Source organism: Lapidilactobacillus achengensis (assembly GCF_003946655.1).
GTDB lineage: Bacteria > Bacillota > Bacilli > Lactobacillales > Lactobacillaceae > Lapidilactobacillus > Lapidilactobacillus achengensis.
Genome location: NZ_RHOV01000003.1, coordinates 154514 through 180234, shown reverse-complemented (window position 1 = coordinate 180234; position 25721 = coordinate 154514). Strand labels below are relative to the sequence as shown.

Here is a 25721-nt window from a genome sequence, read left to right as displayed (position 1 = left end):
GAGGCTCGGCCATAATTGCCGATCCAAAAATAAAGACGATCGAACATTCTGTTTTCTCTGGGAATGTTCGATTTTTTTATTTTTTTCGGCCAGATCTATTTTTTGGGTACACAAATAGAGCGCCATAAAACGCTCAAATTTTACCAATAGGTTATCGTTGTTTAATAATGACTTCGTCAGTTTTTTTAGGTTAGCGGCCATAAATACCAATCCCATTTCGTTATTGGTTGCCCGTTTCCCACGTACAGAGAAGCGCATAAAATTCATGTTCGTTTTAATATTTCCAAAAACTGGTTCAACTTCAAACTTCCGTTTGGCGAAGATCGAAGCAGTCTTGTCTGCGCTGAGGTTAGATTTAACAGAATTCTTCAAATCCTCCCAGTGTGGGTTAACGCTGATACGGCGGAGGTTACCACCATCCGTATTCGCGTAGTAATAGAGCTCAGGTGTATCTGCATTAACCGCCGTATATTCTACGAAGTGCCTCGTTGTCCCGTATTTATCTGTTCGATAGTAGTCCCGATGATGTTCAAATTGGACGCCGTGATCATCGGTATAACGGTCTAAAGTCTTTTCATATAACCAGTTTTGACGCTTCGACATATCCTTCCGGTATTTACGTGAGAGCTCTTTTAAGTACATTGTGTACGGAATGAGTGGAATAGCTCTGTACTCATCAATGACGTAATCATAGTTAGATTCACTACCATATCCTGCATCAGCAACAATATAGTTAAAGTGGTGATCAACCTGTTCAAGGAAAGGTACAAGCGTTCGCTGGTCTGTAGGCCGTTGGCAGACGTAATAGTAGAGTACATACTGGCACTGCGTGCCGATTTGGACATTGTACCCCGGCTTGAGCTGACCATTCATCATCGGATCTTCTTTCATACGCATAAAAGTGGCATCGTGGTCAGTTTTTGAGAAGCTATTTCGATCACCGAAAAGGTGACGAGCCTCAACATACTTGGTTTTACGCGGAATGAGGTCTTTTTTCAGTGTATGAAGGTAGTGCTTGTACTTTCGTCTAAGTCGCTTATTTGGTGAGCCGCCAGGCTTGACCTCTTCAGAATCAATGGCCGTTGTCAGCTCTGCAACCTTCTGTTCCAATTGAGATGCGGCGCTTTCCATCTTCTTGAGAATATCAGGGTCATCAGCATCAACATTGAGATTGATATTATTTTGAATGAGTTCATCAAATAATTCATTGGCTTTTTGATCGAGTATGGGTTCATAGCGCTCCACAGAGGCACGCCAAACGAAGCTATACTTATTCGCATCGGCCAGGATCTTTGTGCCATCAATAAAAAGCGCCTCATCTGTAATCAAGTTAAGTTGCTGGAGCATGAAGCGAAAGTGCAGAAACATTTGCTTAATTAATGTCGCCGCGGTATTAGAAGACCTAAAACGATTGATCGTTCGGGCACTGGGAGTGACATCAGGATCACCAATGAGCCATTTCATCGGAATATTTTCTTCCGCCATTTCCCTTAGCTTTGACGCGGAAGTAACATTACGTAAATAGCCAAATAGTAACATTTTAAGTAGTAGGCGAGGATCATACGGCCGCTGGCCGCGTTGAGCGTTTACCCTTTGTGGGATAAAATCATCCGGAATAGAGTCCACAAACAAGCTAATAATGCGAACAACGTGTTGATCGTTGACTTTAATTTCAAGGGGGATTGATAAAGTGGTTTGATTATTGTTATACTGTTTAAACATAGAGACCGACTCCTGACACTTATTTTTTTCGTCGAATTTAAGGTTACCAGAAGATGGTTTCTATGCCTACATAAAAAGCCCCAAAATTCCGAAAAAGTTCGGAATTTTGGGGCTTTTATTTTTGAAACTAGAATTGTGTCCTAGCCTCTCAAGATCTTGGACGATTTGATGGAAGTCGGTGCCGGAATCGAGTTGGCTATTGTTATAGAAAGTTGCGGCGTAGTTGCGCCGGTATTGAGTGGGTGTCACTAAATTTCGTTGTTTGAAAACACGAGTAAAGTAGTGGGCATCTGGGAAGCAACAGGTTCGGCCGATTTCTTCAACCAATTGATTGGTAGTCAACAAGAGGTATTTGGCCAGATCGAGCCGAGCGTCGGTCAGATAGGCCTTGATCGTCGTACCAAATTCCTGTTTGAAAATGCGATTGAGGTAGTCAGGATTGAGATGAAAATGTTCAGCGATTTGTGATAACGTCAATGTATTTTTTAAATTAACGCGAAGCCATTCTCGAATTTGGAACAAGGTCGGTGCCAATAATTGTTGCTGTTGCAGGCGATAGTCATTGGCCAGTTCAATTAGAGCTAGCGTTGTTTGATAATCTCTTAAATCTGGGTGGTCGTTTCACCGATGTCCGCGGTCAAGTAGTTGTTGACCCGCCAGCAGGCTACGGGTCGGATCTTTCAGTTGAAAAAAGCGGGGCAAGATAATGATTTTTGGTGTGGTGGCAGCCTTTGATACGATGTTTGGCATAGTCTGACTGGTAAAGTGAAACCAGAGAAACTGGGCGGTGCGCTCGCAGGGGCGATCACCATCAATCTGTGTTTGGGGTGCTAGACAAAGAACCTGACCAGCCTTGAGAGTGACCGGCTGCTGATCAATCCTAAGGAAAATCGTCCCCGCCAGACCAATCATGATTTCGGTATTGTTGTGGCGATTTGGCGCGTGACGCCAGCCAGGCTGGGCCGTGAATTTGCCGCTATTAAGATAGTGAACGGGTTGAGTGAGATCGAAATAATTGAGGTCGATCATGGGAAATCTCCTAAAGAGGTCGTTTTTGTCCTCTTTTTCTGCGTGATTGGTTGTATTGGTGAGCAGCGGGACTGATTATACTAAGGCTAACAGTGAAAGGTTAAGGTGATCAGGGTGCAAATCGAGCAAGACAAGGTACAAGACGAATTCTGGAATTACTATCGCCGAATTGTCCAAACGGTGGTGGTGCCGTATCAGTGGAAGATCATCAGTGATGAAGCCACGGTCAAAATTGAGCGGGCCAATGGTAACTCCTCTGATATGGTTCAACAAAGTCACGCCATTCAAAATTTGAAAATTGCGGCCGGATTGGCAAAGGGACATTTCTACGGCGAATGGTTTCAGGATTCAGATGTTTATAAATGGTTAGAAACGGTTGCCTATACTTTACGCTATGCGCCTGATCCTGACTTGGAGCAACAGGCGGATCAAGTGGTGGCCTTGATTGGTCAGGCACAGCAAGCGGATGGTTATTTGGATACCTATTTTCAAATCGAGCGTCCCGAGCGCCGCTTCAAACACGTTTCCAAAAGCCACGAATTATATTGTATGGGCCACTATATTGAGGCAGGGGTAGCTTATTTTAAAACCACGGGTAACCAGAAGGCCCTAGATATTGCTATTAAAATGGCGGATTGCCTCACCCGTAATTTTGGCCCCAAGCCTGGTCAGCTTCATGGCTACCCGGGCCATCCGGAGCTGGAACTGGCCTTAACAAAGTTAGCGGAGTTGACCGAATCAAGGAAATATCTCGATTTAGCGGCGTACATGGTTCAGCAGCGGGGAACCAAGCCGAGTTTTTTTGCTGGTCAAAACAAGCTGAATGTTGATGTTGACGAAGGCTACTGGCCAGGCATCGAACCTGCTGCCGATCACTACCAAGATCGCGTTCCACTCATGGAAATGACCCGTGGAGAAGGTCACGCCGTCCGTATGGCCTATCTATTGACTGGTGCGACTCGCGTGGCGTCGCTGACCCATGATCAAGCACTCCTGGCCGCGTGCCAACGTCTTTGCCGCCACATCAGTGAAAAGCAAATGTATCTCACTGGTGGCGTCGGCTCAACAGCCAATGGTGAGGGCTATACGTTTGATTATGATCTGCCCAATGATACGATGTACTGCGAAACTTGCGCTTCCTGTGGCATGGCTTTTTTGGCTCAGGCCTTGCTTCAAGCAGACCCAGAAGGTTGGGTAGCCGATCTCTTGGAAACCGAACTTTATAACGGCACCATCAGTGGCATGGCGCTGGATGGTCAACACTATTTCTACGTGAATCCTTTGGAAGTGGATCCACAGGCCTGCCGCTTTGATCCACAAAAGGCGCATGTTAAAGCAACACGTTCCGCGTGGTTAGGCTGTGCCTGCTGCCCACCTAATCTGGCCCGCCTGATCGCCTCTGTCGATCAGTATATTTATTCTATCAAAGACGAGACTATTTTCAGCCATTTATTCATTGGGAATGAAGCACGCTTTTCCAATGGGGTGCTGATCAAACAGTCGGGACACTATCCTTGGTCGGGGGAGCTTGATTTCTTGATTGATAATCGGTCGGGGCATCAGGATCAAAAGGTGGCGATCCATGTCCCAGCTTGGGCGGCAGAAGACTTTGAAATCCTTACTGATGGTCCGATAATCAGTTCGGAATTACAGGCGGGATATTTACGGTTCTCTGTCCCGGCCGGATGTTGCTGGCAGTTTGAATTGAAGTTAGCGATGCCGGTGAAGGCGTTACGGGCCGTGCCTCAGATCAAGGCTGATTTTGGCAAGGTCGCGCTCCAACGTGGGCCGGTGGTTTATTGTGCTGAAGAAGTTGATAATGGCGCCGGGCTGCAGCAATTACTGCTGGCAAGTCATGCTGAATTTGCCCATCACGCTGACCAGCGAACCTTTGGAATCAGAACCGAATTGATTACGGCACAGGGATGGCGACGTTCAGTTGACTCGCGTTCTCCGCACCGGCCGTACCATTCTGACGCAAATCAAACAAGTGAACCGCTAACGTTGACCTTTATTCCCTACTTTCTCTGGGCCAACCGCCGTGTTGGTGAAATGACCGTTTGGCTCCAAGAGGCGAACACATCTTTATTTTCGACCGAACACCAGTTGAACGACTAGTTTAAAAAATGATCAGTGAAGCCAAGAAACCTTCACTGATCATTTTTTTGGTTGCTGAGCTTATTTACGCGTCAAAGCCGTTGTTCTTGCTGGCGTCAGCGAACCAACGACCAGATCGTTTGATGGTCTTGACTTGGGTGTGGATATTCGTCGAAATCAGGCCATAGCGGTTGCGATAGGCATTGGCCCAAGACCAGCAGTCGATCGGGGTCCAAACGTGGTAGCCGAAGCAATTGGAACCAGCCTCGATGCCCTTGTGCAGCCAAGTCAGGTGGTCATGCATGAATTTGATCCGGTAGTCATCGTTGATCACACCGTTCGCGTCCATGAAACGTTCTTCCCGGGAAACGCCCATACCATTTTCGGAAACGAACCAAGGAATATTGTGGTAGTCATCGCGTACGGTCAAGGCGATGTCGTAAAGGGCTTTGGGATAGATCTCCCAGCCTTTATCCACGTTCATTACGCGGCCAGGCATTTCATAGTTGTTGAAATACTTGGACGGCATCCAATCCATTAAACTATCAGGCGAGATCTCCGGTCGCTGAACGCGGAAAGGATGATAGTAATTGACCCCTAGTTGATCGATTGTTTGTTCACTGATTAGTTGCAGTTCTGCCGGTGTCGCTTGCCAAAGGACGCCATCCTGCTTTAAGGTCGTGACTAATTTCTCCGGGAAATGACCGTTGATTGCTGGATCCAAGAATAATTTGTTGGTCCACAGGTCAGCCATTTCGGCGGCAGCTTGGTCTGCAGGGTCATCAGAGGCGGCATAAGCTGGGGTCAGATTCAGAATGATCCCGATTTTGCCAGCGTTGTTGTGATCCAGACCGCGATATTTCGCCATCGCCTTGGCTGAAGCCAGGGAGAGATTATAAGCGACTTGGACGGCCTTTTTCCCATCCACGATCTTGGGGTAGTGGAATTGATAGAGGTATTCGCCGTCAACGATGACCATCGGCTCGTTGAAGGTGAACCAATTCTTGACCCGATCGCCGAAGAGTCGGAAACATTGTTCGGCATACTTGGCGTAGAGGTCGGTGACATGCTTGGATTCCCAACCGCCATAACGGTCATAAAGTTCGACGGGCAAGTCAAAGTGATGCAGGTTGATCACCGGGGTAATGTCATTGGCAATGAATTCATTGATCACGTCATTATAAAAGCGCACACCATCCGGATTGAGACTGGCCGTTTCGAAATCATCGATCAAACGGGACCATTGGATCGAGGTCCGGACCGTATTCAAACCAACTTCCTTCATCAACTTGATATCCTCGCGAAAACTATGGTAGAAGTCCGACGCTGTATCGGGACCGACATAGTTATAGAAATCCTCGGGGGCAATATCGTACCAATGATCAAAGACATTCACGTGTTGCTTATTGAAGCGGCCCTCACTTTGTGGACCTGATGTAGCGGCGCCCCACCAGAAATGATCTGGAAATGTTAATTTCATGTCAAAACCTCTTTCGATTAAATTTTTAGTCACAGCTGCAGGTCGGCAACTGCCTTTAGGGCAAATAACTGGCTAGCAAAGTCGTGTGGTTGCGGACGATTCCAATAATCTGCCGTCCGTTCACTATAATCTTCACTGAAAATGATCCCCAGGTTCATCAGTTCATCACCGTGCACGAGGATCGGCTGGCCGAGCTGGTAGTGGGCATCGATCCGCGTCAATTGATACGTTTGTTCCGGGTCTAGCCCCTGAAGACGCAAGCGACGATAAGGTGGGTTGGCCGGACTGAGGATCTGGTAAGCGGCGATCAACCCCCGGCCACTTTGGCGATCATACACTTGCCAAGCTGGTTGGTTTGAGGTAAAAGGACTGGCCAGTCGCGTGAACTCCCCCGTCAGCAGCAAATGTTGTTGCTGTTTAACAAAAGCAATTTGACGTTTGATCTGAGCCAATTCCGCCTCACTTAATTTCGTGATATCCAATTCATAACCAAACGTCCCAAACATCGCCACATCTCCTCGAGTTTGCAGCGGCGTGATGCGCCCAACTTGATGATTGGGCACAGCTGAAACATGGCTGCTGATAGCTTGGAGGGGGTAACCTAGCGAAGCGCCATATTGGATCTTCAGGCGCTCGATCGCATCGGTATCGTCACTGGCCCAAGCCTGGGGTGCATAGTACAGCATGCCCGCGTCGAACCGACCACCACCCCCGGCGCAAGATTCGATCATCAGCTCAGGAAAGCTCTGCGCTAGCAGACTGTATAGATGGTACACTCCCATAATGTAACGATGGTAGAGTTCTCCTTGTTGCTGCGCCGCGAGGTAAGGCGAGAAGGCTTCAGAGATGTAGCGATTCATATCCCATTTAATGTAGTCGATTTTCGTGCTGTGTAAAATCGCGGCCATTTGCTCGAAGATCGCCGTGACAACTTGTGGGTTGCTGAAATCTAAAACATATTGATTGCGTCCGTGGGATATGTTTTTGTCAGGATGACCTAAGCGCCACTCCGGGTGGGCCTGAAAAAGTGGCGTGTCGGTTGAAATCATTTCCGGCTCGAACCACAGGCCAAACTTCAAGCCTAATTGATGGATCGCGCTCACCAAATGAGGTAGACCCGCTGGCAGTTTGTGCCGATCAACCGTCCAATTCCCTAGCGAACCAGTATCACTGTCCCGCCGACCAAACCAACCGTCATCAAGGACGAACAAATCCAGCCCCACTGCTTGAGCCTTGGTTGCCAGTTGCAACAATTTGGTTTCATTGAAGTCGAAGTAGGTGGCCTCCCAATTGTTGATCAAGATCGGTTTAGGCTGATCCGCCCACCGCTGATCGATCAGATGCCGCCGATAAAAGTCGTGGAACTCATGACTCATCCCATTTAGTCCGGTGGTGGTACAACTCAAGACCACTTCTGGCGTTTGAAAACTTGTTCCCGGCGTCAATTGCCAAGTGAATTGCGTCGGTGAAATTCCCAACGACAGGCGGGTAACCGCGTAATTATCCACTTCGACCTGCGCCAGAAAGTTGCCACTATAAAGTAGCGCGGCGCCATAGACTTGACCTTGCTGTTCGTCAGCGTTGGTGGCGGCTAAGGCGATGAAGGGATTGTGCTGGTGACTGCTGGCCCCGCGATCACTATCGATGCTCATCCGCCCGACCATCAAGGGCTGCCGCTGGATCTGCATCTCTTTGGCCCAAGCGCCATGTAGATGGATCAAGTCATAATCGGCGTTAGGCAGATCAAGATTAGCGCTTAGGGCCTTGGTCAATTGATAGGTGGTTTCACTTTGTGGCGAATTGCTGAAGGTGCTACTGCGAATGATCAGCGCATTGGTTGTGTTGATCGTGTAATGCAACTGTAAGGTGAGCGGTGAGTTCTCATCGTGCAAGGTAATCGTCAAAGTGGCCGCCGTTTCATCACCGTAGCGGGCATGGGGTAGTTCGCCGAGATCAGGATAACCAGCGGTAACTTGATAGCTGGCATATTTGAACGCCGTGATCTCATCACCGTCCGGATAACGAATCGCGTAAGCCCCTTGGCGAAAATCAGTCGTCCCAAAAACCGGATATTCTTGCCGGATCGCCTCCAATGAGGTCGTATAATTACCGGTCAGTAAATTATTGCCCGGTCGAAGCTCCCGCTCGTTTAAATGGCCATCCAGGCTGGGTTGCTGGATCCGCGGACCATAATAGTAGTTTTCCAATTGCCCGATCTCCGGAATTACCCGGAAAAGGTAGCTAATTTTGTCATTGTGAAGGTGGAAAACCAAGTGTTGTTGATCCACTTGAATCAAATCAGTCGTCTGCATCAATAAAGAATCCTCGAATCTGATCACTGACTTTCGGCAGATACTCATGCCCGTACTCTGGCAGAACGAGTAAATGCTTCTTGGCCGTGATCTTATTGTAAGTCGCGAATTGGGTGATCGGTGGCACGGTGGTATCTTGGAGACCCATGGACCAGTAGACCTCACCACGGATCCGAGACGCTAAGTTTTGAATGTCGATATACTCTAAGGTGTGGAAAATCTCGGCTTCACGCTGATGGAGTGGGTCGCGAAATTGGAACCAATAAGGAATCTCCTCAAAGGCTGACGTTTGTGCGCCCATTTGATAGGCTTTGCGATAGTCGGACAAGAACGGATAACTCACTTGGACCCGATAGATCTCAGGCACCAAACTGGCGCAAGCAATCGCGAGCCCACCACCCTGAGAAGCGCCTGTGGCATAAACGCGTTCACGATCAACACCAGGATAATTCATCAAGATCCGCGCCGCCTGGGCCGTATCCAAGAAAACACTGCAATAATACAGCGCCTCAGGACCAGCCTCCATTCCGCGAATGATCAAGCCTTTCATCGCGTCACCTTGAGGCACCGCCGCCATTTCTGACGTGCCACCTTGGCCCCGCGCATCCATCGCCAGAACCACATACCCTTCCGCGGCCCAACCGAACTTGTCCTGATAATCCCCAGAGTCACAATGATAGCCGTGAAACATCACCATGCCCTTATGTGCTTGCCGCTCATCATAGTTCTTGGGCAGAATCAGCTGACAGTGGATCCGCGCCCCTTTGACACCAGAAAAGTAAAGATCATAAGCCTGAGCGACCCGCGATGGAATCGGCACCGCCGTCGTCGTGTAATCCAACGGTAAAGCCTGCATTTCTGCTAAAGCCCGCTCCCAAAAATCATCGAAATCAGCCGGTTTTTGCGCACTCCCAGCATACTTTTTACCCACTTCAAGATCGATCATCATTTAACCCCTTTTCAAAAATCGTTATTGGTCAAGTTAGTAATCTGAATAAAGTACAGCGTTTTCATTAATTAGTATATACTATTAAAATGTGATGTCAATAAATAAGAGGATGACTGTCAAATTCAAAATTTTTTTCTCGAATAGGAAGTGTTTCAATATTCCTGATATTTTTTTGAAGTCGACAATCAATCGTTAGGTATTGCCTAATACTGTTTCTATCTATAGATAATTATGGAGACTGGTTAATCGTTATTGTTAGATTCAAACACAATAGTGAGTAGTTAACACCCGAGTGGTCTAAATAATTATCAGCATGATAGCAACTTAAAAATGTTAAAAATGATTGATGCAGGGGACTTATATTTAATTTTAATTACGAACAGCTGACAGTGAGAGGAAAATGGTATGTGGAAATATGTGGGAATAGATGGAGAGAGAATGAAGAAAATAACAAAAAAATCTGAAAGCGCTTGCGTTTGGAATATTTAAAGTATATACTATTTGGTGTAAAAGAAACATTCGATTGAATCAAAGATCAGTCTTTGACAATTAAAGACCATACAAATGTAGCAAAAAGTGATTTCAATGGTGAATCTTTTGCGATGGAAGAGGAAAGGATGAGATAGATCATAACTGGATGTAGAACTTTGTAACGGGTCAGTATTTCTTGGGTCTAAGAAGTTTAAATTTTCAATGCTCTAATTGGATGTTTGTCAGATAGAGTTTACGGAAACATATTTTTATCAAGCCTTTTACAGATCAATTACTTAAGTGGTTAATGTTTATACTGGGCTACTCTAATTTCGTAGGAGTTATTGCAAAGGCTTGGGGAGGTGACACAAGTGTCAAGAAAAAGAACGACGTTATTATTCTATTTGTTTATTTCACCGTGGTTGTTGGGTTTCTTTATCTTCACTGCGGGTCCGATGATCTATTCATTATTTATTTCCTTAACAGACTTTTCCGGTATTGGCAGTGCCAAATTTGTTGGTCTAGCCAATTATGCGAAAATGTTTACCGGCGACCCACTTTTTTGGAAATCGTTGTGGAATACATTTGTTTATACAATATTTGGTGTTCCGTTAGGGCTCATTGCCGGCTATCTCCTGGCACTATTGCTTAATACTAAAGTTAAGGGTTTGGGTGTGTGGAGAACGATTTTCTATTTACCATCACTCGTTCCTGCAGTCGCAAGCTCGTTACTTTGGTTATTGATCTTCCAGCCTGACTTTGGTGTCGCAAATGCGATTTTACGTTGGGCAAACCTACCCACATCTAATTGGCTTTTAAGCGAGGCCATGTCTAAGCCAACGTTGATTATCATGAGCCTTTGGGGTGCCGGTGGTGGGATGATTATTTACTTGGCGGGACTTCAAGATGTTCCAACTTCGCTTTATGAAGCGGCAGAACTTGATGGTGCTGGACCGCTGCGCAAATTCTTTACTATCACTATTCCGATGACATCAAATGTAATCTTCTTTAACTTGATTATGGGGTTGATTGGCTCATTTCAAGTATTTACTCAAGCGTATGTTGTTAGTAATGGGAAGGGTGGTCCTAACAACTCAACCCTATTTTATGTGCTGTATCTCTATTCTAATGCCTTTTCGTATTTCAAAATGGGATATGCATCAGCACTTGCTTGGATTCTATTCCTCATTATTTTGGTTGTCACGGTGATTCAATTCAAATTCTTCGGCAACAAAGTTTATTATGGTGACTCTACAAATTAGGGGGAAAGGAGAGAAAAATGGATATTTCAAAAGTTCCAGAGAATACGCGCAAAAAGAAATCAAGAAGTATCAAACAAGGCCGTAAATGGTCAAAAATCATTAGTTATCTTTTGTTGATAATCTTATCTGTCGTTTTCCTTTTCCCGTTTTTGTGGCTTGTTTTCACCGCGGTTAAACCGGAGCGAGAGGTCCTAACATTTCCGCCAAGAATGTTTCCAAGTGTTTGGAAATGGTCAAACTATCCTGAAGTTTTCAAGCTGATAGACTTCGGCCAATATTACTTGAACTCAATCTTTGTTTCTTTGATTGGCGTATTTGGTACAGTTCTATCGTCAACTTTAGTTGCATTTGGCTTTGCTAGATTAAAAGGCGCCGGCCATGGCATTTGGTTTGCCTTATTGCTAGCAACGATGATGTTACCATCGCAGGTCACAATGATTCCAGTTTATCTGATTTATTCGAAGCTGAAATTGGTAAACACATTTGTTCCGCTAACATTAGGGGCGTTCTTCGGCAGTGCTTATTATATATTTCTACAAAGGCAATTTTTCTTAACCATTCCAAAATCATTGGAAGAATCGGCCAGGTTGGATGGCGCCAACACTTTTCAGATATTTGCAAAAATCATGTTACCACTTTCGGTGCCATCCGTTATTACCGTCGCATTGTTGACATTTATGGGCTTTTGGAATGACTTTATGAATCCACTAATTTATTTGAACGATCAATCTAAATACACATTAGCGCTTGGCATAATGCAGTTGCAGGGTAGTCACGTTGTTGCGTGGGGACCACTGATGGCAGCGAGCGTCATGGTGATTGTACCAGTCATAATCACATTCTTTGTCGGTCAAAAGTACTTTATTCAGGGTATTGCTACAACAGGTAGTAAAGAATAATTTTTGGAGGAAAGAAAACATGAAGAAATCTTTTGGATTAAAGTTAGCATCTTTGGCGATGCTGAGTTTAGGGTTAGTTGCAGCGTTAGCAGGCTGTGGGAGTGGTAGTTCAAAGGGTGGCACAACAGAAAAGAAAGAGGATGTCACCTTACGAATTTATACTTGGAACCAAGATCCATCTGGGGCGAAACGTGAACAGGCTATCTTCGATGAGTTTACGAAGGATACTGGGATTAAAGTCAAACAGGTGGTCGCGCCCTGGGACAAATATGTTGATAAATTTATGACGATGGCCTCTAGTAACACGTTACCTGACCTGACTTGGATTCAGACGGCTTCATTCGCGACAATCCAAAAGAAAGGTTTGTTAATGGATCTTGATTCATATGTCAAGAAGAATATTGATACTGATAAATTTTTGCCATCAGCATTAAAGATTGGTCAGATCGATGGTAAACAGTGGGCTTTACCACGTGATATGTCAGCTCAGCAGTTGTCAATTAATACTGATATGCTTAAAGAGGCCGGTCTATCAATGCCAAAGAATGACTGGACGATGGACGAATTCTTGGATTATGCCAAGAAATTAACCAAAGTTGAAAACGGAAAAACCACAGTCTTCGGTATCGATAATTTCTATCTTTCTCCATTGCTATTAGCATATTCAGGTAACAACATTACTAATCCTGCTGGTACAAAAATTACGATTGATCAGAAGAATGATGTTGCGGGTGTACAATTTGCTTCTGATTTGGTGAACAAGTATCATGTTTCGCCAACATCCGCCCAAGCACAAGGTATTTCAAACATGTTTGTTGCTGAGAAATCAGCGATGGCAATCTGTGGTCCTTGGGACTGGCAAAACATTTCCGAAAACGCTAAGTTCAATTGGGATGTCATTCCAATGCCAACTGTTAACTCCTCTTCTGTACAACCACAGGCAGGTTTACCAATTGGTGTGACTTCGCAGACTAAGCACAAGAAGGAAGCACTTCAATTCTTGAAGTGGTTGAGTGCTGGACGTGGTCAGAAATTGCAAATGAAGGGCGTTGGGTCAGTTCCCGTTCTTAAGTCACAAGTTAATGATGTTACTAAGACAGAATTTGCACCTAAGAATGCTAGCTCATTAGTTGATATTTTGGAGCATTCGAAGATGTGGATTGCAGCAGCTTATACTGAAGACTATGCCGAAATTCAAACCAAAGCCAATAACGAAGTTTCAAACATTATTTTAAAGAATCTTGATGCAAAGACTGATTTGAAGAAATTGGCCAAGAGTTTGAGATCTGAGTATAATCTAAAATAGAACGTTTCTATGGGGGCGCATCTTTCATTTAGATGACGCCTCTTTTTTGAAAGATCAAACATTTCTTAGATAGGGGTATACAAATGGAAAAAGATATCCAGCGGAATCAGAATAAAGGACGGGAATCAATCTTCTATCACTGCATGACACGCTTGTATGCTGCGATTAAGTTGAGTCTTGTATTTTGGGTAAAACTAGTCCAGAGTATCTTTACCCTAAGAATGTTTGATAGCCTGAACGCCTTATTTCAAACTAATCGGGATATTCGTGAAGACAATCTGATCAAAGTTAGAAAAAGCTATCTTGGGAATTTTAAGCAATTGCCCATTAGGCGAAAAATGGATTTATCCTGGCCACTTGTGACTATCTATTTTGGAGTCTTTGTTTTCGTGCCATTTCCCAGCTATGTGCAGTCATCGATCGTTTATTTTGTTAAGTATGTTGCACTGATTCTCTTGGTGATTTGGCAAATTATTGTCATGGTGCCCATCACAGTAACCGACGAGAAACAGAATTTACGTCTTCGTGATCAACTCTGGATAGGTTTTAGCCAGATGTGTTCTCATGCCTTTCGGTCAATTCTGTTAGTGGCTGTAACCCTAATTCTTAGTTATTTTGCCCTTAAAAATACCATTTTCTTAATTTTCTTTTTTCCTGGTATTCTTGCGTTGTTGGTACAAGGAATTCATGATCATATTGTTTAAGCTTGGAGGATTTCAAAATGAATTTGCGAGTTAAAAAGGTCTTGAAATCTGACCAACCCTTTCGACAAAAGTTATCCTACATGTGGATGTATTTTGGCAAACTATTTCTTGTATTTGTTGGGCTCTTGGTTGTACTAGTTTTTTTCCTAGGACAAGTGGTGACTAGGAAAGACTCAATTCTGACAGTTGGGATCTATACCCAAGGAATGAGTAATCCTGTTGCGACAAAGTCTATGAAGCGAGAGTTTCAGAAAGTTCTTGTTCCCAATAAGAAGCAAGAGGTTGTTGTGACATGGAACGATTTAGCAAAGCGTGATATTATGGCAAAGTTTTTAGGTACCGTCAATGATCATTCGGTTGATATTTTGATAACTAATGAGAAGCTATTTAAGCAAGTGGAAAAGGATATTGGCTGTGAGGTCCTACCCGTAAATACTGGGATTCGGAGTGCTTCTGGGAAAAAAATGAAGCAGTATATGAACCGTAATAACCACATTATTGGAATCAAAAGCGATGACGTTGAATTCTTTAAGAACTATCAAATTAAGGATCAAGTTATCTATGTACCCAAGAAATCAAAGAATATAAGTAGTGCGATGAAGCTAATTCGTTCGCTTACTGAGTAGCTGGTCTTTTGATTGTTGACTTTATATTCTGATTAGATGAAGGGAGGAACCGATGTGCAACAATCACCTAAATATGAATTAATCGCAAACGAGCTCAGGAAAAGGATAACAACTGGGAAATATCAACCAAATGAGTTGATTCCTGATCAAGTTGCACTTGCCGAAGAATTTGGCGTTAGTCGAATGACAATCAAGAAAGCAATTGATGGATTAGCAATGGAAGGCCTTTTATATACAAGGCGGGGTGATGGGACTTATGTAATGGGAGATATCTCGCTAAAAATAGAACAGAATTCTCCTGCTGAAGAGCATTTGGGCTTAACGGCATCATTTGAAGAAGGGCGTGTCACTAGCAAAATAATTCAGTTTGATATCAGATTCCCCAGCGAATCTCTTCAAAAGCATTTGAAGCTAGAGAAGAATGAACCAATATTTGAAATTCTGAGATTAAGGTTGTTAGACGGACGGCCATATGTCCTGGAACACACATACATGCCCCAAAAGCTAATGCCAGGTCTTGACGAGGCAGTGCTAATGAATTCGATATACGCTTATCTGAAGAATACGGTTAACTTAAAGTTGAGCGGGGCCTACCGAAGAATCCATGCGTTATTTGCCGATGAGTTGGATGTTAAATATTTGGAATGCAAAGAGGGGGATCCGGTTTTAGAAGTTGAACAAGTTTCCTGGCTAGATGATGGTACACCGTTCGAATATTCTTTTTCGAGAAATAAATATGATGCACGTAGCTACAATGTCTTAGACATCGGCTAGTCTTTAGTAGCTGTGAAGATGGATAAGAAAGATTTGCCCATTTATTTGGCCTAAACATCGAATCGAGGTTGATCTCGTTTCGATGTTTTTGTTATTCGGCATGCGTAGCAAAAGGACAGGGAAAGGCGCTAAATTTGTTATTAACTCAGACAACAAATTTAGCGCCCTTATTACGGGTTCTCTTATTTCTGGTTCTTATCTTATCGGTAAATCAAATTTTGATGTGCTAGTATTTAGATGTTTGTAGACACTTAACCAATTTCCTTTTAGGAGAAGAGCAGAGGATGGGCAATATCTGACTTGATAATACTAACTCCGAATGGTGCCAAATCAATCTGGCCTTGAATGGTTGTCATCGTCAATATATCATTGCCTGAAATGTCTAAATCAAAATGTTTATTCTCGTTTGAATGGTTAATGATGAAGATATAAGTACCATTTGTATTGACTCTCAAGGTTACACTGACTGCTTCAGGTGTATAGGTTGATTTAATTCCAGCTGTATTCAGAATTTCATCAAAGATAGTCTTCATGCCTTGTTTATTCAAAACTGTGCCGATGTAAAAGCTGGTTCCGTTGCCGAAATGGTTGCGGGTAATTGCCGGCAATCCTTCATAAAAAACACCGGAGCCGTATTCAGCGACAACGTCGGCCGATTTGGGATGAATGATATCGCAAAGCAAAGTTCCCGTTTCTTTACCATTGGTGTTTGCGACAAAATGAAGTGGAATCTTACGAGTGAATGGCATCGCATCGAATTCTTCGACCCAAACACCAGTCACTTTTTTCAGGGGACCGGGATAACCCCCTAAGTGAATGTTATCGTTTGAATCAACAAGACCACTCATTGTTGTGGTTACGAAGATACCACCGCTCTCCGTGAAGGCCTCAATTTTACTTGCTAGCTTATCATCAAGCAGATAGAGACATGGCGCGATTACGATGCTATATGAATCAAGTGCACTTTCTTTAGATACGAAATCGATTGGAATGTTACGTGTGTATAACTCATCATAGTACCGTTGGATTTGATCAACGTATTTGATTTCTAAGTTTGGACCGATTGCGTATTCAAGCGCCCAGTAATTTTCCCAATCGAAGAGGAGTGCAACCTTTGCTGGTGTTATTCCGTCAAGAAGTGTGGTACCAATCTTTTGCAGTTCGTTGCCTAATTGTTGAACCTCTTTAAAAACCCGTGGTTCTTCGGTCCCAACATGATCAATCACGGCACCGTGAAACTTCTCCGCGCCTCCGATTGATTTGCGTAGTTGGAAGAATTGTACCGTATCAGCTCCGTGGGCAATTGCATTGTAACTCATGTTTCGCATTTGTCCCGGCAGTTTCAAGGCATTGAATGGTTGCCAATTTTGCTGACTTGGTGTTTGCTCCATCATCATAAATGGTTGACCGTTTTTAAGCCCCCGCATTAAGTCGTGCATCATACTAGCCGAACTATTTGGCGTATCATTCGTTGGGTATGAATCCCAAGAAATAATATCCATTTCTTTAGCAAATTTGAAATAGTCAAGGGGCTTGTAGGCACCCATCAAATTAGTTGTCACGGGTGTCTTGGCATCATATAAGCGTATTGCCTTCTTTTCTTCCTTAAAGGTATTCAAAATTGAATCGGAATTGAAACGAGAGTAATCAAGCGATAGTCCTGGGAAAGAGGCCTTTTCATTTGGAATACCATCACCTATGAAATTGGGCGGAATGATCTCCTCAAACGAATAATATTTATGGCTCCAAAGATTTGTATTCCACGCCTGGTTAACTGCCTCAATCGTTGAATATTTATCTTTTAGCCACACTCTGAATGCCTTAGCGCAGTTTTCGCAATAGCATTCGCCACTATACTCGTTGGAAATATGCCAGCAGACAAGAGAATCCAATTGGCCATATCTCTCTGCTAACTGTTTGACCAATCTGATTTCGTATTTCCTAAAGGATGGGCTATTGGGACAGAAATTATGACGATGCCCAAACTTGTGAACCAATCCATAAAAATCAGTTCGATTAACATCTGGATAACGTTGACTCATCCATGCCGGCAGTGCCGCGGTTGAAGTGCCCATAACAATTCTGTAATTATTCTGGGTCAATAAACTAACAATTTTATCCAGCATTCGAAAATCATATTCGTTCTCTGAAGGTTGAAGAATTGCCCATGAGAAAACATTGATGGTTGCTGAGTTAATGTGGGCATCCTTAAGTATGTGCATATCCTCAAGCCAAATATTTTCCGGCCATTGCTCAGGGTTATAATCGCCACCGTAAATCATTTCTTTGAAGAAGCTCAAATAAAATCCCTCTTTTCAATTATTAATGAACGCAAAAATGATTATACTTATATATAAAAGTATAATCATTTGAGGGCGTTTATTCAATACTTTTTTCGCAATGACATCAAGATATCATTACGTTGTCATAGCGTGTTATTATCCACGACGGTGTAACTGCGAGCATCGTATCGATTGCGGGAAAGAGAGTACTCGAATGGGGTGCCGTCGGCTAACCATGCCACCTGTTCTACCTCAAGAACCGGATCTTTGGGACTACAATTGAGATATTTAATATCGAATTCATCGGCGAAAACGGCATGTATCTTTCGATAGGAACCGCTTAGTTTAAGACCAGTGCTTTTTAAGTACGCATAAATCGACCCATAAAGAACAGATTCATCCAGATCCGGCATCAGCTTCTGAGGCATATAAGTATGCTCGAGAACATAGGGCTGCTGATCAACCAATCGTAGACGAATTATCTTAAAGACTGGATCATTCTTTCTAAGGTGGAGCTTCTCTTGGATTTGGGGACTAGGAAATTGAATATCAAAGACAATGATCCTACTTTCAACGCGATCGGCGCCAAAATAAACCGTCAATCCCTGATGTTCAGAGGCAGGGGCGTTCTTTTCAATTTTTTGAGGAATATTGGTCATTACATAGGTACCATCTCCTCGGCGAGAATAAATCAATCCTTGAATGGCGAGAGCGTCTAGGACACGCTTGACAGTCATTCTGCTAACTGAAAATTCTGAAGAAAGAGCGAGCTGATTTGGTAGTTTCGAGCCTTGAGGGTATTCCCCATTCTCAATTCTGTTCCGTATTTCTTGTTCTATTTTCACATATTTTGGGGTGTTCATTTTGATTGTACCTTTCCAGTCAAATGTAATCGAAATCATTGTGAGTATGAAATTTCGGATGTGAAACACTGCTAGAATGACTATATCATATTAATCATATATTTAGGTAAGTGACGAACCCTTTCTATTGAAATTCACAATTTTGTTAAGCGTATTAATTATGATTAGGACACTATTATCGAATTAAAGAGCAAAGAATTCGATAACAATCAAAACGAAAATATGGGAATAATTACGAAAACCCCACTCCGGATTTTTTTGAGGGGTGAGGTTTTCTATCTTTGAAAGTATTAGTGCTGATTTTGTGTTACTGGTGCAATTGAGTTACCCATTACTAAAGTTGCTGGATATTTTTTTTGAACCTTTTTTTCTGTTGGCTGTTTCAGCGATAATTCCTTAAGCAAAAATGATGCGGCGTCCATTCCCATTTTTTCTTTTGGATGATTAATTCCGGTTAAATTTAGACCGAGTCCATGAGCTAGGGATGAGTTGTCATAACTGACGATGGAGACATCATTTGGGATTTCGATACTTAATTCATGTAGTGCTCTTATTACCGAAATAGCGCATAGATCGTTATAGCAAATAATGGCAGTCGGTCTTTGGTCATGGTCGTTGGTGAAGATGGCTTTGACATAATTACCAATCTCTTCCTCAGTATGTCCTGATTGGAAAGTTAATACACGAAAATCAACATGTTCATCCACTTGGTCAATCGCGGAATATGCACCAGCCATTCTAAGTTGTCCCTGCTGATCATCGGTCTTGAATATTCCTAATATATTCCTATGACCGTTGTTTAATAGTGACTGGGCCTGTTGCCCTCCTCCAGAGAAATCGTCCATTACAAACGAGGGGATTTGAAAGGTGTTCAACGATGAGTGAATTGATACAATCTTTACTCCTTTCCTTAGGAGTGCGGCGTACATATCGGTATTCTTTGATGGAAATGCTGATTTTGTTGGTTCAACGATTAGTCCAGTAATACTAGAATCATTTAAGAGTTGGATTAGATTTTTTCGTTCAATAACTGAATCATCTTGAGTACTGCTTAAAATAAGTTGAACGTTGTTTTGATTCAGCACGTTTTCTATCCCTGAGATAATTGGAGGGAAAATATAATTGGAAATATGTGCAGTCATTACTGCAACCATTGGTTTGTTGAAGAGAGAATCTGAGTTCTCAGCAGTTTGACGATTTTCAGGGTTTTGAACAAATGTCCCTCCACCCTGAACCTTGTAGATCAACCCGCGAAGCTCGAGCTCTGAGAGCGCACGGCGGACTGTTTGTCGACTGACCGAGAATCGAGAGATGAGTTGAGCTTCCGTTGGTAGTTTTCCGGTTGTAACGAAGTCATTATTCAAGATTTGAGTTTCAAGTTCTTTTTCAATTAATTTATATTTTTTCATATTACCACCTATACATATAGACAAATTATACCGCAATGGTACAAATTTAGATAGTTAAATAAATTCTGATAGTCCCTTGTTGTAGGGGGTCGAACCGGTAAAACGGGACAACTTTTGAAACAAATAAAGAATGCACGAGAGAATTGTACTAACCTATTTACTTATTTCAATTTGTATGGTATAACTTTGTTGTTAGCGTTTCCACGATGAGACTCAAATGGTTGAGTCTGGATGTGGGTTTATCGAAATGGAGGAAGTAAGAATGAAAAAAGGCTGGTTACTAGGGTTGGCTGTTGTCTTGGCATTGGGTGTTAGTGGATGTGGTAAGAAGAGTACAGGCAAGGCGGAAAATAAAACATTAACAGTTTGGACTTCGTATACCGAGGGCGCAGGAACTGGGAAAGAAATAAAAAAGACAATTTCTGAGTTTGAAAAGAAAACTGGTTATACGGTAAAACAATCCAACTTTACTTATGACATGATGCACGACAAGATAAAGGCGTCGGCTGCCGGTGGCAACTTACCGGATGTTATTTGGGGATTGCCAGAATACATCGGTGAGTTTAATAAGATGGGTATTCTTGAAGACATCACCACTGAAGTGAACAAATGGGATCAAAAGGATAAGATTACCAAATCAGCGCTTGAAACAATGAAAGTGAATGGTAAATATGTGGCGATCCCATATGAAGCGACAGTTCGCGCGTACCTAACTCATGAAGATGATTTCAAAAAAGCTAATGCTACCGCACCTAAGACTTGGTCGGATTTACTTGCACTTAAGTCCTTTAAAGATGAAACAGGAAAATACCCGTACTCAATTGCTGGCAAGGGAGCTCGTGAGCCACAGGAATTGATTGTTTATTTGGCCCAGTATGGTCTTGAAATTGCGAGTGAGAAGAACGGTAAGTATAAGAACACTTGGAATGAAAATGCTGATCAATTGGAGAAGGCAACAAAGGTTTTCCAATTCTACAAGGATTTAGTTGCTGAGGGAATTGTCGATAAGAACTCAGCCAACTTAGGATGGGAAGATACTGATGAAAATTTTGCTAGTGGAATAACCGCTTCTTACGTAACTGGGAATTGGTTACAAGAACGTGAAGCGACCAATCCAGATACCATGAAGGATGTTGCGGTTAACGCTATTCCTTATCCAACAGATGGGAAGCCAGCAACATACTTGGAGGCGAAGCCATTATTTGTCTTGAAAAATGATACTGATAAGAAAATGAAAGTGAAACTAGCAGAAGCCTTTCTTAGCAAAAAAGCGCAAAAGGCTGCTTTTCTAGACCGTTCTCCGCGGATTGACGTTAGCGGTGATTCGAAGTGGAGCAAGGATTTCAAAAAGCTTTCTGAATATGGGGTTACTTTCCCACCGGTAACCGTTTCAAATATCTCACAGAATATGATCGATGCACTGGCGAAGGTGCTTCAAGAAGGCAAAGAACCTAAAGAAGCAGCGAAGTGGCTATCAACGGAAGTGAATAAGTCACTTGAAGACAACGACGAGCTGGCCAAATAGGAAAGGAGTGCACTCAGCCAAGTGCTGAGTGTTTTTATATAATATGGATATGTCTAATAAGCGAACAAAAAAACGATTTTTACGTACTCGAAAACAGCGCGAGCAGTTTTTTTCTGCGACAATGCTTTTTCCGGCTTTACTTTTCCTGATTGTTTTAATTGGTTATCCCTTAGTCACGGTTTTAGTTGATGCTTTTCATAATGTCAATTTATTGAATAATTCTGCTCAACCATTTGTTGGTCTAGAGAATTTCAAGAAGGTCTTATCAGATCCTAAATTTGTTCCAGCATTGCAGCATACATTATTCTATACGTTCTTTTCGGTTGTAGGAGAGTATATTCTTGGGCTTACAAGTGCCATTCTCTTAAACAAAAAGGTAAAAGGAAGAGCCTTCTTTAGAATCGCAATCTTCATTCCGTGGTTGGTACCAATAATTGTCGCGGGCATGACGTGGAGTTGGATGCTGAACCCTGATTTCGGGATTATCAATTATCTGTTAACACACTTAGGAATTATTAAGGAACCAATCAATTTTTTGGGCGATGCAAATTATGCCCTTCAGACAGTGACTTTCGTTAATGTGTGGCGCTCCTTTCCTTACTATACAATTTCCCTGTTAGCGGCCCTACAAGCCATTCCTGATGATCTTTACGAGGCCTCGGGAATCGACGGTGCTGGTAAATTTGAGCAATTTGTCCACATAACTTTGCCACAACTTAGGTCAGTTTCGTTAGTCATTGTTTTTATGCATATTATTTGGACCGCGATTAATTTTGACTTTATCTGGGTTTTGACACAGGGCGGACCAAATTATGCCACAGATACTTTGCCATTGATGATATATCGCTACTCGATGCAAAAATTTGACGTGGGCACAGCGTCGTCTTTATCGACGATGATGTTACTCGGAATGTCACTGATATTTGTTTTCTATTACAAGATTAAAACAAAAATTAGTGAAGAAACGCTTAATTAGGAAAGGCTAGGTGAAAATTGATTATGAAGAAAAAGGGTGGCCCAGTTACCTATATTTTATTAGCATTGATTAGTCTATTTTGTATTTTTCCGTTTGTTTGGATGCTGATTTCTTCGTTTAAACCTATTGATGAAATCAGACAAAGTGTTCCAAAATTTACGATTAATAATCCGACGTTTGCTAATTTTTCAAAAGTACTATTTGAGGCAGATTTTATTAAGTATATTAAGAATAGTTTGATCGTATCGTTGACGGCGTGCGTTCTGTCGTTGTTTATCGCAATCTGTGCCGGCTACGTTTTTAGTCGCTATTTTAGATTACGAATTGTTAAGTTTTCGAACCTGTTTATGCTTATTTCCCAGATGATTCCCGGAGTGTTATTGCTTATTCCCCTTTATCTTACGATGAAATTCTTGGGTATTCTAGAGTCCTATATGTCGCTTATTCTAGCCTATACAACGTTTGTGATTCCTTTATGTACTTTCATGATGAGTAGTTTCTTTGATACGGTACCAATTGCACTTGAAGAGGCGGCGGAACTAGATGGATATAATAAATTCCAGACGCTATTCAAGATAATCTTACCAATTTCTATTCCCAGTTTGATTTCAACCGGGCTTTATGCCTTTATCAATGCATGGAATGAATTTATGTTTGGATATGTTTTCATTTCATCGGAGGATTATCGTACATTGACGCCAGCAATTATGCTTTTCAAAGGGGCGAACACTGTTGACTGGGGTTCGTTGATGGCAGCTTCAGTCATTGCAATCATTCCAGTTACATTAATCTTTTTGTTTTTACAACGATATTTCCTTGCCGGACTGTCTAATGGATCTGTTAAGGGGTAACACAACACAACGCTTTATTTGGAAGGGTAAATAAATGGAAAAAATTAAAATGAAATTAAAATCATTGGTATTGGAGTTCCATGTCAACGATAATCAGACGATCTCACTAGTAAATTTCTCGACAAATGATAAAGTCAATACGATTGGGAGCGAGAATCCCAATATACAAAACAGGAAATTTAATATTCAACAACCGGTTGAAATGAAACTCAGTGGCATAAATTCTCCAGCCGAAACGCACGGACCCAAGTATTCATTTTCGGCCCCAGGTTATCGCCTAACGTACTTGGGGCATAAAATTATCGATAATGAAATGGGCCAGAAATTGATAATCACACAAATGGATAGTGCAACAGGTGTTTATGTAACTACGGTTTATCAGACATATGCAAACTTAGATATTGTCCGTGTGTGGTCCACAATCGAGAACAAAGGTGATTCATCGGTTGGTCTTGAATATGTGTCATCGTTTTCCTATATTGGTATTGATCAGGGGGGACTAAATACAGCGGAGGAGAAACTAAGACTGCACTTACCACACAACGCGTGGCAGAAAGAGCTTGACTGGCAAGAGTATCGTTTATCCCAGTTGGGTATGAGTAATTCACAGGCCTCATTAAGGAGAAGCTCGAACTTAATTCAAATCAATAACACCGGAAATTGGTCAACTAAGCACTTCCTACCCATTGGGATTTTGGAGAACCTTGAACTTGAGCATAGCTATTTCTGGCAGATTGAGAATAACGGATCCTGGACCTGGGAAATCGGAGATCAAGATGGGCAACTATATTTAAGAACAAGTGGACCGAGCGAACAAGAATCTTCATTTTGGAAAGAGATTCAGCCTGGAGAATCCTTTACGACCGTTAAAGCAGCAGTTGGTTGCACGAATGGTGGAGCGGATGAAGCAATTCAGGAACTAGTTAAGTATCGACGCCGAATTCGCAGAAAGAATTCGGACAATCAAGTATTACCAGTTATTTTCAATGATTATATGAACTCACTTTTTGGAGACCCTACAACGGAAAAAGAAATTCCAATGATAGATAAGGCAGCGGAAGCAGGGTGTGAATATTATTGTATCGATTGCGGCTGGTATTCTGACGGATATTGGTGGGATACGGTTGGAGAATGGCGGGAAGCGGTTGGTCGATTTCCTAATGGGTTAAAAGAACTTACAGACTATGTCACGTCAAAAGGGATGGTTCCGGGACTTTGGTTAGAGATAGAAGTTATTGGAATCAATAGCCCACTATTCAAAAAGCTACCAACTTCTTGGTTTTTCCAACGACATGGCAAACCTGTCTTTGACAGAAGTCGGGTACAACTTGATTTTCGTAACAAAGAAGTTCGGGATTACTGTACAGGCGTTGTTGAGCGATTAATAAACGAGTATGGCATCGGCTATATTAAAATGGATTACAATATTGATGCGGGAATAGGCACTGATTTGAATGCCGACAGTGCCGGCGAGGGCTTGCTTGAACATAATCGTGCATATTTACGTTGGCTAGATGATATCTTTCTGAAGCATCCCGACCTTGTTATTGAGAACTGCTCAAGTGGTGGATTACGTATGGATTATGCTATGCTGAGTCGATATAGTATTCAATCAACTAGTGATCAAGAAGATTTTCGGAATTATGCAACGATTGCCTGCAATGCTGCCTCGGGTGTTAATTCTGAGCAAGCTGCGATGTGGTCGTATCCTTTGACTGAGGCTAAGCCAGAAGAAGTTATCTTTAACATGAATAATGCCCTTCTGAGCCGCATTCATCAAAGTGGACATTTGGCGAAACTGAGTCAAAAGAATTTTGATCTTGTCAAGGAGGGAATCACTGTCTATCGAAATATTAGGCCCGATATAAAGCAAAGCCTACCATTCTGGCCGCTAGGATTTGCATCTTACGAAGACGAATGGCTGTGTTATGGTGAAAAAATCGAAGGTACGCAAAAAATTTATTTGACCGTTTGGCGCCGATATGCAAATGCAAAAGTTCTTAACATTCCACTGGATTTTCTTCTTGGTAAGGAGATTACTGTTAGTCAAATTTATCCAGTCGACGCAGATGCTTATTCGAGTACAGCCGAGTGGAATAAGTTAAATGGACTATTGATGGTTGAATTACCTGAAAGACTCTGTTCGCGAACCTTCAAGATTGAGTATTAACGGCGCCAGTCCCA

At 42.6% G+C, this 25721-nt stretch carries 20 protein-coding genes; 11 read left to right on the top strand and 9 right to left on the bottom strand.

The window, feature by feature from the left end; genetic code table 11:
* The 3 genes from EKM94_RS03280 to EKM94_RS03270 form a co-directional block, all read right to left on the bottom strand.
* Positions 1-1722 (bottom strand): IS1182 family transposase (locus EKM94_RS03280; protein ID WP_125597404.1); only part of this gene is annotated, 1722 nt, incomplete at its 3' end.
* A 66-nt stretch (positions 1723-1788) separates the two neighbouring features.
* On the bottom strand, positions 1789-2199 hold the full coding sequence (locus EKM94_RS12970; RefSeq protein WP_225422141.1) for a helix-turn-helix transcriptional regulator: 411 nt from the start codon (positions 2197-2199) through the stop codon (positions 1789-1791).
* 144 nt (positions 2200-2343) lie between these two features.
* Entirely contained in the window at positions 2344-2751 is a 408-nt protein-coding gene (locus tag EKM94_RS03270) for a cupin domain-containing protein (protein ID WP_125597401.1), read from the bottom strand.
* A gap of 114 nt (positions 2752-2865) precedes the next feature.
* Here EKM94_RS03270 and EKM94_RS03265 point away from each other — a divergent pair, with 114 nt between their 5' ends.
* Positions 2866-4869, top strand: a complete 2004-nt coding sequence (locus EKM94_RS03265; RefSeq protein ID WP_164511082.1) for a glycoside hydrolase family 127 protein — start codon at positions 2866-2868, stop codon at positions 4867-4869.
* A gap of 64 nt (positions 4870-4933) precedes the next feature.
* Here the strand turns inward: EKM94_RS03265 and EKM94_RS03260 are convergent, their stop codons facing one another.
* The 3 genes from EKM94_RS03260 to EKM94_RS03250 are packed head-to-tail and all read right to left on the bottom strand — an operon-like array spanning position 4934 to position 9586.
* On the bottom strand, positions 4934-6328 hold the full coding sequence (locus tag EKM94_RS03260) for a glycoside hydrolase family 1 protein (protein WP_125597394.1): 1395 nt from the start codon (positions 6326-6328) through the stop codon (positions 4934-4936).
* Positions 6329-6357: 29 nt separating this feature from the next.
* Complete coding sequence (locus tag EKM94_RS03255; RefSeq protein WP_225422139.1) at positions 6358-8640, bottom strand: alpha-galactosidase; 2283 nt, start codon at positions 8638-8640, stop codon at positions 6358-6360.
* A complete protein-coding gene (locus EKM94_RS03250) occupies positions 8627-9586 on the bottom strand; it encodes an acetylxylan esterase (RefSeq protein ID WP_125597391.1) in 960 nt (319 codons plus the stop codon). Before EKM94_RS03250 ends, EKM94_RS03255 begins: the two co-directional genes overlap by 14 nt.
* An 845-nt stretch (positions 9587-10431) precedes the next feature.
* Here EKM94_RS03250 and EKM94_RS03245 point away from each other — a divergent pair.
* The 6 genes from EKM94_RS03245 (at position 10432) to EKM94_RS03220 (ending at position 15631) form a co-directional block, all read left to right on the top strand.
* Positions 10432-11322: a carbohydrate ABC transporter permease gene (locus EKM94_RS03245; RefSeq protein ID WP_225422138.1), complete on the top strand. Its 891-nt coding sequence runs from the start codon at positions 10432-10434 to the stop codon at positions 11320-11322.
* 17 nt (positions 11323-11339) lie between these two features.
* On the top strand, positions 11340-12221 hold the full coding sequence (locus EKM94_RS03240; RefSeq protein ID WP_125597390.1) for a carbohydrate ABC transporter permease: 882 nt from the start codon (positions 11340-11342) through the stop codon (positions 12219-12221).
* A gap of 19 nt (positions 12222-12240) precedes the next feature.
* Positions 12241-13527, top strand: coding sequence for an ABC transporter substrate-binding protein (locus EKM94_RS03235; protein ID WP_125597386.1), 1287 nt, complete (start codon positions 12241-12243; stop codon positions 13525-13527).
* 83 nt (positions 13528-13610) lie between these two features.
* Positions 13611-14231 carry a hypothetical protein gene (locus tag EKM94_RS03230; protein WP_125597383.1) on the top strand — a complete coding sequence of 207 codons (621 nt, stop codon included), beginning with the start codon at positions 13611-13613 and terminating at the stop codon, positions 14229-14231.
* A gap of 17 nt (positions 14232-14248) precedes the next feature.
* Complete coding sequence (locus tag EKM94_RS03225; protein WP_125597380.1) at positions 14249-14857, top strand: hypothetical protein; 609 nt, start codon at positions 14249-14251, stop codon at positions 14855-14857.
* A 54-nt stretch (positions 14858-14911) separates the two neighbouring features.
* Positions 14912-15631 (top strand): GntR family transcriptional regulator, encoded by a 720-nt coding sequence (locus tag EKM94_RS03220; protein ID WP_318531095.1) that lies wholly within the window; start codon positions 14912-14914, stop codon positions 15629-15631.
* A 266-nt stretch (positions 15632-15897) separates the two neighbouring features.
* On the opposite strand, the gene EKM94_RS03215 is transcribed toward EKM94_RS03220, so the two are convergent.
* From EKM94_RS03215 to EKM94_RS03205, 3 genes are all read right to left on the bottom strand, one after another.
* On the bottom strand, positions 15898-17913 hold the full coding sequence (locus EKM94_RS03215; RefSeq protein ID WP_125597431.1) for a beta-galactosidase: 2016 nt from the start codon (positions 17911-17913) through the stop codon (positions 15898-15900).
* Between the two features lie 143 nt (positions 17914-18056).
* On the bottom strand, positions 18057-18776 hold the full coding sequence (locus EKM94_RS03210) for a GntR family transcriptional regulator (protein WP_125597372.1): 720 nt from the start codon (positions 18774-18776) through the stop codon (positions 18057-18059).
* A 290-nt stretch (positions 18777-19066) separates the two neighbouring features.
* Complete coding sequence (locus EKM94_RS03205) at positions 19067-20185, bottom strand: GntR family transcriptional regulator (protein WP_125597369.1); 1119 nt, start codon at positions 20183-20185, stop codon at positions 19067-19069.
* A 262-nt stretch (positions 20186-20447) separates the two neighbouring features.
* On the opposite strand from EKM94_RS03205, the gene EKM94_RS03200 reads away from it, so the two are divergent.
* The 4 genes from EKM94_RS03200 to EKM94_RS03185 are packed head-to-tail and all read left to right on the top strand — an operon-like array spanning position 20448 to position 25707.
* Positions 20448-21710 (top strand): ABC transporter substrate-binding protein, encoded by a 1263-nt coding sequence (locus EKM94_RS03200; protein WP_125597366.1) that lies wholly within the window; start codon positions 20448-20450, stop codon positions 21708-21710.
* A 43-nt stretch (positions 21711-21753) separates the two neighbouring features.
* Positions 21754-22686: a carbohydrate ABC transporter permease gene (locus EKM94_RS03195; protein ID WP_225422136.1), complete on the top strand. Its 933-nt coding sequence runs from the start codon at positions 21754-21756 to the stop codon at positions 22684-22686.
* A 23-nt stretch (positions 22687-22709) separates the two neighbouring features.
* A complete protein-coding gene (locus EKM94_RS03190) occupies positions 22710-23537 on the top strand; it encodes a carbohydrate ABC transporter permease (RefSeq protein ID WP_125597363.1) in 828 nt (275 codons plus the stop codon).
* A gap of 34 nt (positions 23538-23571) precedes the next feature.
* Positions 23572-25707 (top strand): alpha-galactosidase, encoded by a 2136-nt coding sequence (locus EKM94_RS03185; protein ID WP_125597360.1) that lies wholly within the window; start codon positions 23572-23574, stop codon positions 25705-25707.
* The last annotated feature ends 14 nt before the right edge of the window (positions 25708-25721 follow it).

Coding starts and splice junctions, on each gene's coding strand:
- EKM94_RS03270 (WP_125597401.1), bottom strand. CDS start 2,751: ATGATCGACCTCAATTATTTCGATCTCACTCAACCCGTTCACTATCTT.
- EKM94_RS03260 (WP_125597394.1), bottom strand. CDS start 6,328: ATGAAATTAACATTTCCAGATCATTTCTGGTGGGGCGCCGCTACATCA.
- EKM94_RS03255 (WP_225422139.1), bottom strand. CDS start 8,640: ATGCAGACGACTGATTTGATTCAAGTGGATCAACAACACTTGGTTTTC.
- EKM94_RS03250 (WP_125597391.1), bottom strand. CDS start 9,586: ATGATCGATCTTGAAGTGGGTAAAAAGTATGCTGGGAGTGCGCAAAAA.
- EKM94_RS03240 (WP_125597390.1), top strand. CDS start 11,340: ATGGATATTTCAAAAGTTCCAGAGAATACGCGCAAAAAGAAATCAAGA.
- EKM94_RS03235 (WP_125597386.1), top strand. CDS start 12,241: ATGAAGAAATCTTTTGGATTAAAGTTAGCATCTTTGGCGATGCTGAGT.
- EKM94_RS03230 (WP_125597383.1), top strand. CDS start 13,611: ATGGAAAAAGATATCCAGCGGAATCAGAATAAAGGACGGGAATCAATC.
- EKM94_RS03225 (WP_125597380.1), top strand. CDS start 14,249: ATGAATTTGCGAGTTAAAAAGGTCTTGAAATCTGACCAACCCTTTCGA.
- EKM94_RS03215 (WP_125597431.1), bottom strand. CDS start 17,913: ATGATTTACGGTGGCGATTATAACCCTGAGCAATGGCCGGAAAATATT.
- EKM94_RS03210 (WP_125597372.1), bottom strand. CDS start 18,776: ATGAACACCCCAAAATATGTGAAAATAGAACAAGAAATACGGAACAGA.
- EKM94_RS03205 (WP_125597369.1), bottom strand. CDS start 20,185: ATGAAAAAATATAAATTAATTGAAAAAGAACTTGAAACTCAAATCTTG.
- EKM94_RS03200 (WP_125597366.1), top strand. CDS start 20,448: ATGAAAAAAGGCTGGTTACTAGGGTTGGCTGTTGTCTTGGCATTGGGT.
- EKM94_RS03195 (WP_225422136.1), top strand. CDS start 21,754: ATGGATATGTCTAATAAGCGAACAAAAAAACGATTTTTACGTACTCGA.
- EKM94_RS03190 (WP_125597363.1), top strand. CDS start 22,710: ATGAAGAAAAAGGGTGGCCCAGTTACCTATATTTTATTAGCATTGATT.
- EKM94_RS03185 (WP_125597360.1), top strand. CDS start 23,572: ATGGAAAAAATTAAAATGAAATTAAAATCATTGGTATTGGAGTTCCAT.